Raw genomic sequence first — 12831 nt, 5'->3', positions numbered from 1 at the left:
CTGAATCCGGGCGTGCGCCGCCCGGGCGCAGCGCACTCACCAACTGCCGGATGCGCCGCCCCCGCCGCCACGGCCACCGCCGCCGCCCCCTCCGCCGGAACCGCCTGAGCCCCCGCCAAAACCGCCCCCGCCGAAACCGCCGCCAAAATCATCGTCGCGCCCGCCGGCACCCCGGCGGCGCAGCCGCTTCGTGATCCCCAGCAGCCGAGCAATCGCCCCCACCAGCACCCCGGCCAGCGCACCCAGCACGGCCCACCCGAGGCTTCCCGTCAGCAACCAGACAAACCCGCCCGCCAGGGCCGCCGACAACCATAGCGGCATGACCAGCGCCATCACCAGCAAAAACCCCGCCATGACCAATTCCGGCGCGCCCTCGTCGTCCGTCTGATCCGGCGCGGGCAGGTCTTCGCCCCGGATCAGGGCCTGCAACGCCGACACCCCGGCCTGCAAACCGGCGTAGACCTCGCCCTGGGCGAACTGCGGCGCGATCTGTTCGCGGATGATGCGCCCCGATTGAACATCGGTGACCGCGCCTTCCAGGCCATAACCCACCTCGATGCGCACCCGGCGATCCTGCACGGCCACCAGCAGCAGAACCCCGTCATCCAGGCCGCGACGCCCCACGGCCCAGGTATCGAACACGCGGCGCGCGTATTGCTCGATTGTCTCCGGCCCGGTCGTGGGCACCAGCAGCACGAACAGTTGCGAGCCCTGTGTTTTTTCCCAATCGCGCAACTGGGTATCCAGATGCCGCAGCTGATCGGCGTCCAAAACACCGGCCAGATCCATGACCGGCGCGCGCCAGTCCGGCACCGCTACGATGGCCCCGGGCGCCGGTGATGCCGCCGTGTCGGCGCCGGGCGCCGACGGGGCCGCCGCCCAGGCGGACGCGGCGAGACACCAGGCCAGAATCGCGCACACCACCGCCCAGCGCCCCAGCCCCATCCAACCGGCCCGGGCGCGCCGGCAACGGCCCGCCACGAACCCCCGCGCCGATCCGCCGCCCGGCGCCGGACAAAGGGCCGCGCCGCTCATTGCGCCGCGCCTGTCGCAGGCAGGTCGAACTTGATCACGGGGTCTTGCATCACCGCATCGGCCTTGTCCAGCCCATATTGGGCCTTGGTCTGGTAGCCGAAAATCCGCGCCGTGATCAGGGTGGGAAATTCGCGGATGGTCAGGTTATAGGCCTGCACCGCGCCGACATAGCGCTCTCGCGCCACGGCGATGCGGTTCTCGGTGCCTTCCAGCTGCGTCATCAAGTCACGGAACAGGCCGTCGCTTTTCAGCTGCGGGTAGTTTTCCGACACGGCCAGCAGGCGCGACAGACTGGAACCCAAGGCGGCCTGCGCCTGCTCGAAGCGCGCCATCAAGGCGGGATCGTCCAGGTCGTCGGCGCCGATCTTGATCTGCCCCACCCGCGCGCGATCCTTGGTGACTTGTTCCAGCAGGCTGCGCTCGTTGACCATATAGGCGTTCACGGACGACACCAGCTTGGGCACCAGGTCGGCCCGGCGTTCGTATTGATTGAGCGCCTGCGACCAGGCGGCCTTGACCTGTTCGTCCTGCCGCTGGATTTCGTTGTAGCCGCAGCCCGACAACAGCAGCGCCAAGGCCGCCATCACCGCCAGATTGAAAAACCGTCCGATCATCAGAACCTCGTCCAAGGTGTTTTTGAAGGGGCCGCCCGCCCGATCGGCCGGTGGAATCCGTCCGGCCAAAGGGCTGCCCGCCGCACGCGACGCCCGCCCGAAGCCGGATCGGGGGCCGCATCGACGCATTTTAAAGACATTTGGCCGGCAAATTGCACTGTCCGCCGCCCGGCTCAAGCTATAATGCGATCCTTCGTGCAGCTTACCAGTCCGCTGCATCGTGTTTCCCGGCCCTGGTTCGCCGCTTGCCCCTGATTCAGGCGGCATGCCCTCTCCCAGGTTCAGCCTGGCAGCCATTTTCTGTTTTCATTCATTCGTCAGCCTAGATTGGTATCTCTCGACTTGAGCGATAGGCGGTCGCTGGAGTCATTCTGTTGGACAATTCCGTTACTTTTGCCTCGCTGGGCTTGGCAGAACCCTTGCTGCGTGCCGTGCACGACGCCGGCTACACCCACCCCACCCCCATCCAGGCGCAAGCCATCCCCCGCGTCATGGAAGGCGGCGACCTGCTGGCCGCCGCCCAGACCGGCACCGGCAAGACCGCCGGGTTCACGCTGCCCATCCTGCACTACCTGATCCAGCATCCCCTCGACAGCCGCCAGGCCGGACGCCCGCGTGTGCTGGTTCTGACCCCCACGCGCGAACTCACCGCCCAGGTCGAGGAATCCGTGCGCCTGTATGGCCAGCACACCCGCATCCGCTCGATGGTGATGTTCGGCGGGGTCAACATCAACCCCCAGATCACGGCCCTGAAAAAGCCGCTCGACATCCTGGTGGCCACGCCCGGACGCCTGCTGGATCACGCCCAACAGAAGACCCTGGATTTGTCCGGCGTGGAAATCCTGGTGCTGGACGAAGCCGACCGCATGCTGGACATGGGCTTCATCCACGACATCCGCCGCGTGCTGAAACTGCTGCCGGCAAAACGCCAGAACCTGCTGTTCTCGGCCACATTTTCAGACGACATCCGCGGCCTGGCCCAGGGCATTCTGCGCAATCCGGGCGAAGTCTCGGTGGCCCGGCGCAACACCACCTCCGAACTGGTCAGCCAGCGCGTGGTGATGACCGAACAGACCCACAAGCGCGACCTGTTGAGCCACATCATCCGCGAAAGCGGCTGGCACCAGGTGCTGGTATTCACCCGCACCAAGCACGGCGCCAATCGCCTGGCCGAAAAGCTGGTCAAGGACGGCCTGACCGCCGCCGCCATCCATGGCAATAAAAGCCAGGCCGCCCGCACCAAGGCGCTGTCGGGCTTCAAGGACGGCAAGGTCGCCGTGCTGGTGGCCACCGACATCGCCGCCCGGGGCCTGGACATCGACCAGCTGCCGCAGGTGGTCAACTTCGAACTGCCCAATGTGCCGGAAGACTACGTGCACCGCATCGGCCGCACGGGCCGCGCAGGCAGCACCGGCTCGGCCCTGTCGCTGGTGGATCAAACGGAAATCAAGCTGCTGCGCGCCATCGAACGCCTGACCAAGCAAACCATCGAACCCATCGCCATCGAAGGCTGGAACCCCAACGCCATGGTGACGGCGGATTCGGCCCCGGATGCCCGCGAGAAACGGGCCCTGGCCCGCCTGCAGGGGGATTTTCGCGGGGGCCGCGGCGACGCGCCGCGCGATGGCCGCCACCGCCGCCCGGACAACGGCGCCGCCCGCGACGGCCGTCCAAGCCGTCGCGACGGCGCGCGCCGCCCATCGGCGGATGCGGCACGGCCTGCCTCGGACGCCCGCCGCAGCGACACCCGCCGCACCCCGGAGTCCGCCCCCCGGCGCAACAGCCGGCCCCAGGGCGGCCGCGCCGCGGCCCTGCTGCAGCAGAAAGCGGATTAATCCCCCCCCAGACCGCACCCCGGAGCACCCCATGGCCCTGTCCACCTGGTTGGCTTTCTTCGCCGCCGCCTGGGCGATTTCCTTTTCGCCCGGGCCGGGGGCGATCTGCTCCATGGCCTCGGGCCTGAAATACGGCTTTCGCCATGCCTTCTGGACCATCATCGGCCTGCAGGCCGGCATTATCTGCCAGCTGTTCATCGTGGCCGTCGGGGTGGGGGCGCTGCTGGCCACCTCCGAGCTCGCCTTCACCCTCGTCAAATGGACGGGCGCCGCTTACCTGGTGTACCTGGGGGTCAAGCAGTTTCGCACCGACGCCGCCCCGGTGGCCGTGCAAGCCCGGCCCCACACCGGCGCACACCCTGTCCGCGACCAGCTGCTGCGCGGCTACCTGGTCAACATCACCAACCCCAAAGGCACGATGTTCCTGCTGGCCGTCGTGCCGCAGTTTCTGGATCTCGGCCGCCCCCTGGCGCTGCAATATGTGCTGATCGGCGCCACGCTGACCTTCACCGACCTGGTGGCCATGAGTTGCTATACTTCGCTGGCTTCGCAGATCTTGCGCCTGCTGCGGCGGCCCGGCCACATCCGCTGGCTCAACCGCGGCTTTGGTTCTGTCTTTATCCTGGCCGGCACGGTACTGGCCACTTTCAGCCACAAAAGCTGACCCACCTGATTATTTCCATGAGCCTGACCGCCGAAGTCGCCCGCCGACGCACATTCGCCATTATTTCCCACCCCGATGCGGGCAAGACCACCCTGACCGAAAAGCTGCTGCTGTTCGCAGGCGCCATCCAGATCGCCGGCAGCGTCAAGGCACGCAAAGCCAGCCGCCATGCCGCATCCGACTGGATGGAAATCGAAAAGCAGCGCGGGATTTCGGTGGCCTCGTCCGTGATGCAGATGGAGTACCGCGATTGCGTCATCAACCTGCTGGACACCCCGGGCCACCAGGATTTCTCCGAGGACACCTACCGGGTATTGACGGCGGTGGACGCCGCCCTGATGGTGATCGACGCCGGCAACGGGGTGGAGCCCCAGACCATCCGCCTGCTGCAGGTATGCCGCGCGCGCAACACGCCCATCATCACTTTCATCAACAAGCTGGATCGAGAAGTGCGCGAACCGCTGGAACTGCTGTCCGAGATCGAAGGCCACCTGGGCATGGACGCCATCCCGTTCTCCTGGCCGGTGGGCATGGGACGGCAGTTTGGCGGGGTGTTCGACATCCGCCACGACCACATGCGCGTCTTCCGGCCCGGGGCCGAACGCGACCGCCACGACGATGAAACCATCGACGGTCTGGACAACCCGGCGCTGCGGCAGCGCTTTGGGGACGCCTACGCCAAAGCCCACGAAGAAATCGACCTGATCACCGGGGCCGTCCCCGAATTCGATCCGGCCGCTTTCCTGGCGGGACGCCAGACACCCGTGTTCTTCGGCTCGGCCATCAATAACTTCGGCGTGCGCGAAGTCCTGGACGCCCTGGTCGAGCTGGCCCCCGCGCCCGGCCCGCGCCCGGCGCTGGAGCGCGCCGTCCAGCCCGACGAAACCAAGTTCACCGGGGTCGTCTTCAAGGTTCAGGCCAATATGGATCCCGCCCACCGCGACCGCGTGGCCTTTGTGCGCGTCAGTTCGGGGCATTTCCAGCGCGGCATGCGGCTCAAGGTGGCGCGCAACAACAAAGAAATCCGGCCCAACAACGTGGTGTCATTTTTATCGCAGCGCCGCGAAATCGTCGAAGAAGCCTACGCGGGCGACATCATCGGCATCCCCAACCACGGGGTGCTGCAGCTGGGCGACGTGCTGACCGAAGGCGAATCCCTGACCTTCACCGGCCTGCCGTTCTTCGCCCCCGAACTCTTTCAGGCGGTGGAAGTCAAAGACCCGCTGCGCACCAAGCAACTGCGCACCGGCCTGACCCAGCTGGGCGAGGAAGGTGCCATCCAGGTGTTTCGCCCGGAGGCCGCCGGCGGCGCCCTGCTGCTGGGGGCCGTGGGCCAGCTGCAGTTTGAAGTGGTCGCCCACCGCCTGAAAACCGAATACGGGGTCGAGGCCCGCCTGATGCCGTCGCGTTACAGTCTGGCCCGCTGGATCACCAGCAAAGACCCCAAGGCCCTGAAGAAATTCATGGATGCCAACCCCGCCAACATCGCCACCGACGTGGTCGACGCGCTGGCTTTCCTGGCCAGTTCGCCCGCCCAGTTGCGGGTCGCCCAGGAACGCTACCCCGACATCGAATTCCACGCCATGCGCGAACATGCCGGACGCGTTTTCGGCGCCGGGATCTGATGGCCGCATCCGATACAATAAGGCCATCGAAGCATTGACCGACCAAGGGTTGCCTTTATGTCCTGGCGTCTGATTATCGCCGTCTTGCTGCTTGCCGCCGGCGCCTCGGCCTGGGGCGGCCTGCGCCTGGGCGACTGGCTGATCATCCACAGCCCGTCCCAGGTGCAGCAAATGCCCGAAACCACCAGCACGCTGGGCGACACCCCGGTGCTGGACGCCAATGGCCGGCCCTTTGTGGCCTCGGCGCCACAGCCCTTGTCCAATGGCCGCCTGGGCGTCCCCAGCCAGCCGCCACCCGTCGATTGGCAGTTGCAAACCCACCCCCTGATGGAAGAAAACCGCCCCATCGCCCTGGCCACCACCACGATCACCATGGACGAAGCCATCGCCCTGGCCGCGCAGGGGCAGACCGACGACAACGGCCTGCAAGGCATCGCCAACATCGACACCCTGCTCAACAACCAGGTGGTACAGCCCGTCGACGTTCCCCCGCCGCCGCCACCGCCCGGCGACGTCCCCACCGACGCCAACTGGCAGGCGGCCTTCCAGGCCGAGCTGAAAGCCTGCGAAGCCCTGGGGTTCTTCTCGCGGCCCTCCTGCGCCTGGGCGGCCCGCAACAAATACTGCGAACCCAACCACGCCTGGGGCAAGGCCCCCGACTGCCCGGCCAAACGCTGACGCGCAGACCGCCGCGCGGTTCCATGCTATGGTATGGCCTGCAGACACGGGGTGCCCTTCGGGGCTGAGATAACACCCGCCGAACCTGATCCGGACCATACCGGCGGAGGAATGTCGCCGCATGCCGGCAATCGCCATGCATCCCGATGCGCCCCTGCCGTTTTCTACAGGGCACATCCATGGCAACTCATCATCCTTCCATCCCGCTGAACCAGCAAATCGTCCTGGTCACCGGCGGCGCACGCGGCCTGGGCGCCAGCCTGGTCGACGCTTTCCTGCGGGCCGGCGCACGCGTCGTCATCAACTACCACACCAGCCAGGCGGCCGCCCGGCAACGGGCCGACCAGGCGCCCGGCCAGGCCCTGGCCCTGCAGGCGGACATCCGCGACGCGGCGGCCATCCAGCGCCTGGCCGCCCAGGCCCAGGCCAGCTTCGGCGGCCCCATCACCACGGTGGTCAACAATGCCCTGCCCAATTTCCAGTTCAATGGCGACGCCCGTCCCACACTGGCGCAATTGTCCTGGGATACCCTGGCGGCCCAAATGGGGGCCGTGCAAGGCGCGCTGAACACCACCCAGGCCACGCTGCCCGGCATGGAATCCCTGGGGTTCGGGCGCATCATCAATATCGGCACCAACCTGTTCCAGAACCCGGTGGTGCCGTACCACGACTACACCGCCGCCAAGGCCGCCCTGCTGGCCCTGACCCGCACGGCGGCCCAGGATCTCGGCCCGGCGGGGATCACCGTCAACATGATTTCGGGCGGCCTGCTGCACACCACGGACGCCTCGGCCGCCACGCCCCAGGCCGTCTTCGACCTGATCGCCGCCAGCACCCCCTTGCGCCGCGTCGTCACCCCGGACGAACTGGCCGACGCCGCCCTGTTTTTCGCCTCGCCCTGGGCGCGCGCCGTCACCGGACAAAACCTGGTCGTCGATGGCGGCCTGGTCAAAAACTGACAGACCGCCATGAGCCCTCGCAGCCTGCACCTGAACGTTTTCCTGTTTGCCTGCGGCCACCACCGGGCCGCCTGGCGCGCCCCGGATTCCAGCGTGGATCAGCTGGGCGACATCCGCTATTACGAGGCCATCGCCCAGACGGCCGAACGCGGCAAGCTGGACGCCATCTTCCTGGCCGACGGTCATTCGGCCGAGCACCTGGAAGACGGCCCCCGCTGGTTTCTCGAACCCCTGACCACGCTGACCGCCATCGCCCGGGCCACCGAACGCATCGGCCTGATCGGCACGGTGTCCAGCACGTTCTACAGTCCTTTTCACGCGGCCCGTCTGCTGGCTTCGCTGGATCACATCAGCCACGGACGCCTGGGCTGGAACGTCGTCACCTCGATGTTCGACGCCGAAGCCCGCAACCACGGCTACGCGGCCATGCCGGATCATGCCCAGCGCTACGCCCGGGCCGAGGAATTCGTGACCGTGGCCAAGGCGCTGTGGGACAGTTGGGAAGCCGACGCCCTGCTGGGCGACCGCGCGGGCCGGTATGCCGACCCCGGCCGCGTGCACGCGATCCATCACCACGGCGATTTCTTCCGGGTGGACGGGCCGCTGACCGTCCCGCGCCCCCCGCAGGGGCGGCCGGTTTTATTCCAGGCCGGCGCCTCGCCGCAAGGCCGGGACTTCGCGGCGCGCCACGCCGAGGCCATCTACGCCGTGGCCCACGACCTGCCCGCCGCGCAGGCCTATTACCAAGACATCCAGCGCCGCGTCGGCGCGGCGGGCCGCGCCGACACCGTGCCCATCATGCCGGGGCTGGTGACCTATGTGGCCGCCGGCCAGGCCGAGGCCCGCGCCAAGCAGCAGGCGCTGGACGCGCTGCTGCCCGTGGCCGCGTCGCTGCGGCAGCTGGAATCCTTTATTTTCCAAGACTGCGGCGACTGGCCCCTGGACGAGGCCGTGCCGCCCCTGCCCGCGCTGGCGGACTTCCCCGGCCCCAAGGGCCGCTACGCCACCATCCTGCGCATCATCGAAACCGAACAGCCCACCGTGCGCCAATTGCTGGGGCGCCTGGCGGCGGGCGGGGGGCACTGCACCGTGGTGGGCACGCCCGACCAGATCGCCGACCACATCGAACATTGGTTCGTGCAGCGCGGCGCGGACGGATTCAACCTGATGCCGCCGTCCCTGCCCCACAGCCTGGACGATTTCATCGAACAGGTGGTGCCGATTTTGCAGCGGCGCGGCTTGTTCAGACGCGAATACCGGGGCCGCACGCTCAGAAGCCACCTGGGCCTCGACGAATAATCAGCGGATAAGCGCAAGACCTGTCAGGCGCTGGCGCCGCGCCCGCCTGCGCACCGCGCGCGCCAGCCCGGCCCGGCGCCCGACCAGGCGCGGGGCCGGGCGCGGATCACACCTGCGACTGCAGGTAATTGTGCAGCCCCAGCTGATCGACCAGGCCCAACTGGGTTTCCAGCCAATCGATGTGTTCTTCGGTGTCGTTCAGGATGGCCTGGAACAGATCGCGCGAGGTGTAGTCCTGCACGGACTCACAGTAGGCCATGGCTTCCTTGACGGTCGCCTGGGCGGCGGTTTCCAGTTTCAGGTCGCACGTCAGAATTTCGGGGACGTTTTCGCCGATCAGCAATTTATGTAAATCTTGCAAATTGGGCAGGCCATCCAGCATGAAAATACGCTGGATCAGCAGATCGGCGTGCTTCATTTCGCCGATGGATTCGTCGTATTCGTGCTTGCCCAGTTTTTCGTAGCCCCAATGGCGCAGCATGCGCGCATGCAGAAAATACTGGTTGATGGCGGAAAGCTCGTTTTTGAGCTGCTGGTTCAGATATCGGATAACCGTCTTGTCGCCCTTCATGGTGTGCTCCTGTCAAGCAGCCCACACATATTCGGGCTGCAAACCCATAGGCTATCAGGTAATCACACGCATAAAAAGGGGAACGCCCCGGGCGCAGGCAAAACCTGCGGCTGGGTGACGGGGCCGGGCACGGCCGGAATCAGGCGACGCGGCGGATTTCGGTGCTGGCCAGCAGGGGAATCTGCACCACCTGATCCGGGCCGACAGCCGACGAGGGCGCCGCATCGGTGGCGTACCGCCCACCGGGCAGATAGTCCGTGGCGGTCTCGGCGCATTGGCCGCAGCAGGTGGCGACCCCTAGCTGCGCCTGCAAATCGCCGAGATCCTTCGCCCCCTGGGCGATGGCCTCTTGGACATGACGCTCGCTGATCGCGTTGCATACACAAATATACATGCGAATCATTATCATGTTTTTTTTAGACGCTGGCAAGCTATTTTCACCGCGCTTCACAGTGCGGGCCGGCGCAGCGCTGTTACCGTTTTTTGCGCAAGCTGGCCGCCGGCACCCCCATGGCTTCGCGGTACTTGGCCACCGTGCGCCGGGCGATGCCGATGCCCTGCCCGGCCAGCAGTTCAGCCAGGCGCGCATCCGACCAGGGCTTCTCGGGCCGTTCATCTGCCAGCAGGCGGCGCATCAGGGCCTGCACCGCCTGGGCCGAGGCGTCTTCGCCCGCATCGGTCTGCACGCCCGTGGCGAAAAACTGCTTCAGTTCGATCACGCCCCAAGGGGTTTGCGCGTATTTCAAGCGCGTTGCCCGGGACACCGTGGATTCGTGCAGCTCCAGCGCCTGGGCCACATCGCGCAGCCCCAAGGGGCGCAGCGCCGCCCGCCCCTGATCGAGAAACGCCTGCTGGCGCTGCGCAATGCACTCGGCCACGCGCAGAATGGTCTGGCGCCGCTGCCCCAATTGCTGGATCAGTAAACGCGCCTGCTGCAAAGGCTCGCGCAGGCCCGGCGCCGGGCTATCCCCTTCGATCCGCGCCAGCAGGTCGGGGGCAATCCGCAGCCGGGGCTCAAGCGCCGGATTCAGGCTGGCCCGCCAGCCCTGATCCGTGTCATAGAACAAAATATCCGGCACCACATACGCGGCGACATCCTGCGCCCAGGCGCTGGTCGGGTGTGGATCCAGACGCAGGATCGCCTGCCGCGCCGCTTCCAGGGCCGCCCGGTCGCACGCCAGGGCGGCGCACAGCTTGGTCCAGCGTCCGGCAGCCAAATCGTCCAGGTGCCGCGTCAGCCGCAGCGCCAGCGCCAGCACCGGGGCCGGCCATTCAGCGGCCCGCGCCCGCAGCTGCAGACGCAGGCATTCCGCCAGATCGCGCGCGCCCACGCCCGCCGGGTCGAAAGATTGCAGCAAGCGCAAAGCGGCCAGCCATTCTTCGTCCGGCACGTCCCAATCCGTAGGCAGAACGGCCCGGTACGCCGCCGGGTCATAGTCCAGGCGGCCTCGGTCGTCGAGCTCGCCGATCAATAGGGAAACCAGCGACTGATCCCGAACCGACGCCCGGGTGGTGTGCAATTGCTGCAGCAAATGTTCCGCCAGAGTCTGCGCAGCGGGTGATTCTGGCATATCATCCGGTACTGTCCGGCTTGCGGGCCGCGCCCAGTGGCGGGCCAGCATTTCCGCCTGGACGGCCGCCGCATCGGGCACGGCCTCGTCGCGCTGCAACAGCGGGTTTTCCGCCAGGGCCCGGGCGATTTCCAGATCCAGTTCCTGGGACGAGCACTGCAGCAGGCCCAGCGCCTGACGCAGCTGCGGGGTCAGCGCCAACTGCTGGTGCTGACCCAGTTCCAGGGACGCTTGTGTACGCATATTCAACTCGATGACACCATGACTCAGGACACCTTCCAAACCCCCAGCCCCCAGGATTCCGCCTTGCTGCGCAAAATCCTGCTGCGATTGACCGCCCCCGCCAAACTCATGGCCAGCGCCGTGGCGGTCCTGGTGATCTGGGTCTGGTACAACCTGCTCAACCGCCTGTTGGCCTTCGGCGATGGCATTGATTATGCCGGAAACCACTTGGTCGGGGCCGAGGCCACCGCCTTGCTGCAGCGCTACAATCCTTATTTCTGGTGGGCTCTGGTGGCGCTGATCACCATCATGCTGGCCTGGCTGGTGTCCCTGGCCATCCGCCGCATCATGACCCACGCCCGCTTCAAGGCCGTGGACGAGGCCGCCTTCCAGCAACTGGCCCAGCAGTTATCGGCGCCGGCCCTGGACGTGCTGCTCTGGGCCTGGCAGCCCCAGGACGACCCCTTGCGCGTGGGCGACCTGCAACTGGCCCACGACGAACTGGGCCGGGGGCGCGCCAGACGCCTGCAGCAGGCCGCCCTGCAGCTGGCCACCCTGAAAAACGCCCGCAACCGCCGACAGGATCCCGCATGACCGCACCCGCCATCCACCCGACTTCAGCCCTGTCCGCCGACGACCGCGATTGGACACGGCACGCCATCACCATCCTGGAAGCCGATGGCCGGCGCTCCGCCGACACCCATCTAGTGAAACCGGATTTTCCGGGCCTGCCGGGCATTGATATCTACTTCAAGGACGAAAGCACCCACCCCACCGGCAGTCTGAAGCACCGTCTGGCGCGTTCGCTTTTTCTGTACGGCATCTGCAATGGCCGCATCCGGCGGCACACGACCCTGGTCGAAGCCTCCTCCGGGTCCACCGCTGTCTCCGAAGCCTATTTCGCCCGCCTGCTGGGCCTGCCCTTCACCGCGGTCATGCCCAAATCCACCAGCCAGCAGAAAATCCAGGCCATCGAATGCTTCGGCGGCCACTGCCATTTCGTCGATCACGCCCATGAAATCTACGCCGTGGCCCAGGCCATCGCCGACGACACCAGGGGCTATTACCTGGATCAATTCACCCACGCCGAGCGCGCCACCGACTGGCGCGGCAACAACAACATCGCCGACAGCATCTTCCGGCAAATGTCGGGCGAACCCAGCCCCGTCCCCCGCTGGGTGGTCATGAGCGCGGGCACGGGCGGCACCTCCGCCACCATCGGCCGCTTCATCCGCTACCGCAACCTCGACACCCGCCTGTGCGTGGCCGACGTCGAAGGCTCCGCCTTCTACGACGCGTGGCAAAGCGGCGACCTGAACATCACGGCGCGAGGCTCGCGCATCGAAGGCATCGGCCGCCCCCGGGTCGAGCCCTCCTTCATCCCCGGCGTCATCGACGAGATGATCCGCATCCCCGACGCGGCCTCCATCGCGGCGGCCCACGTGCTGTCTGCCCGACTGTTCCGGCGCGTGGGCGGGTCCACCGGCACCAATTTCATGGGGGTGCTCAGTCTGGCCGCCCGCATGCGCCAGCGCGGCGAAACCGGCTCCATCGTCACGCTGATCTGCGATAGCGGCGACCGCTACGCCACCACGTACTACAACGACGACTGGCTGCAGGCCCAGGGGTTCGACATCGCCGACTGGCGCGGCCGGATCGAGGCGTTCCTGGACAGCGGGGCGGGGGCGTTGCTGTAAGGGGGGCGGGGACAGCCCCGTCCCGGCATCTACGGCCGGACGGCCCCGGTCTTGGGGAAGG

Annotated in this window: 13 protein-coding genes and 1 riboswitch; of the genes, 8 read left to right on the top strand and 5 right to left on the bottom strand. The window is 67.0% G+C overall.

The window, feature by feature from the left end; translation table 11 throughout:
• Positions 1-36: 36 nt before the first annotated feature.
• Together ACMHYJ_RS05145 and ACMHYJ_RS05140 are read right to left on the bottom strand one after the other, a co-directional pair.
• Entirely contained in the window at positions 37-1035 is a 999-nt protein-coding gene (locus tag ACMHYJ_RS05145; RefSeq protein ID WP_414245129.1) for a TPM domain-containing protein, read from the bottom strand.
• Positions 1032-1652, bottom strand: coding sequence for a LemA family protein (locus ACMHYJ_RS05140; protein ID WP_414245204.1), 621 nt, complete (start codon positions 1650-1652; stop codon positions 1032-1034). Before ACMHYJ_RS05140 ends, ACMHYJ_RS05145 begins: the two co-directional genes overlap by 4 nt.
• Positions 1653-2023: 371 nt before the next feature.
• Here ACMHYJ_RS05140 and ACMHYJ_RS05135 point away from each other — a divergent pair, with 371 nt between their 5' ends.
• The 6 genes from ACMHYJ_RS05135 (at position 2024) to ACMHYJ_RS05110 (ending at position 8709) form a co-directional block, all read left to right on the top strand.
• On the top strand, positions 2024-3484 hold the full coding sequence (locus tag ACMHYJ_RS05135) for a DEAD/DEAH box helicase (protein ID WP_414245128.1): 1461 nt from the start codon (positions 2024-2026) through the stop codon (positions 3482-3484).
• A 31-nt stretch (positions 3485-3515) separates the two neighbouring features.
• Positions 3516-4148 carry a LysE family transporter gene (locus ACMHYJ_RS05130; protein WP_414245127.1) on the top strand — a complete coding sequence of 211 codons (633 nt, stop codon included), beginning with the start codon at positions 3516-3518 and terminating at the stop codon, positions 4146-4148.
• A 17-nt stretch (positions 4149-4165) separates the two neighbouring features.
• Positions 4166-5773, top strand: coding sequence for a peptide chain release factor 3 (locus tag ACMHYJ_RS05125; protein ID WP_414245126.1), 1608 nt, complete (start codon positions 4166-4168; stop codon positions 5771-5773).
• Between the two features lie 57 nt (positions 5774-5830).
• Positions 5831-6451, top strand: coding sequence for a hypothetical protein (locus ACMHYJ_RS05120; protein ID WP_414245125.1), 621 nt, complete (start codon positions 5831-5833; stop codon positions 6449-6451).
• A gap of 37 nt (positions 6452-6488) precedes the next feature.
• A riboswitch (TPP riboswitch) is annotated at positions 6489-6580 on the top strand.
• Between the two features lie 50 nt (positions 6581-6630).
• The gene (locus tag ACMHYJ_RS05115; RefSeq protein ID WP_414245124.1) at positions 6631-7410 is read left to right on the top strand and encodes a 3-oxoacyl-ACP reductase; all 780 of its coding nucleotides are present in this window, start codon (positions 6631-6633) and stop codon (positions 7408-7410) included.
• A 9-nt stretch (positions 7411-7419) separates the two neighbouring features.
• Positions 7420-8709 (top strand): LLM class flavin-dependent oxidoreductase, encoded by a 1290-nt coding sequence (locus ACMHYJ_RS05110; RefSeq protein ID WP_414245123.1) that lies wholly within the window; start codon positions 7420-7422, stop codon positions 8707-8709.
• Between the two features lie 106 nt (positions 8710-8815).
• On the opposite strand, the gene bfr is transcribed toward ACMHYJ_RS05110, so the two are convergent.
• The 3 genes from bfr to rpoN form a co-directional block, all read right to left on the bottom strand.
• Positions 8816-9280: a bacterioferritin gene (gene bfr / locus ACMHYJ_RS05105; protein ID WP_414245122.1), complete on the bottom strand. Its 465-nt coding sequence runs from the start codon at positions 9278-9280 to the stop codon at positions 8816-8818.
• Between the two features lie 139 nt (positions 9281-9419).
• Positions 9420-9674, bottom strand: coding sequence for a bacterioferritin-associated ferredoxin (locus ACMHYJ_RS05100; RefSeq protein ID WP_414245121.1), 255 nt, complete (start codon positions 9672-9674; stop codon positions 9420-9422).
• Between the two features lie 79 nt (positions 9675-9753).
• Positions 9754-11094 (bottom strand): RNA polymerase factor sigma-54, encoded by a 1341-nt coding sequence (rpoN, locus tag ACMHYJ_RS05095; RefSeq protein WP_414245120.1) that lies wholly within the window; start codon positions 11092-11094, stop codon positions 9754-9756.
• 18 nt (positions 11095-11112) lie between these two features.
• On the opposite strand from rpoN, the gene ACMHYJ_RS05090 reads away from it, so the two are divergent.
• Together ACMHYJ_RS05090 and ACMHYJ_RS05085 are read left to right on the top strand one after the other, a co-directional pair.
• Positions 11113-11667 (top strand): hypothetical protein, encoded by a 555-nt coding sequence (locus ACMHYJ_RS05090; RefSeq protein ID WP_414245119.1) that lies wholly within the window; start codon positions 11113-11115, stop codon positions 11665-11667.
• A complete protein-coding gene (locus ACMHYJ_RS05085) occupies positions 11664-12770 on the top strand; it encodes a PLP-dependent cysteine synthase family protein (protein ID WP_414245118.1) in 1107 nt (368 codons plus the stop codon). The genes ACMHYJ_RS05090 and ACMHYJ_RS05085 overlap by 4 nt, the downstream gene beginning before the upstream one ends.
• Positions 12771-12831 lie beyond the last annotated feature (61 nt).

It is taken from the genome of Castellaniella hirudinis (genome assembly GCF_047468865.1).
Taxonomy (GTDB): domain Bacteria; phylum Pseudomonadota; class Gammaproteobacteria; order Burkholderiales; family Burkholderiaceae_B; genus Castellaniella; species Castellaniella hirudinis_A.
This window is presented reverse-complemented; position numbering and strand designations above follow the sequence as displayed.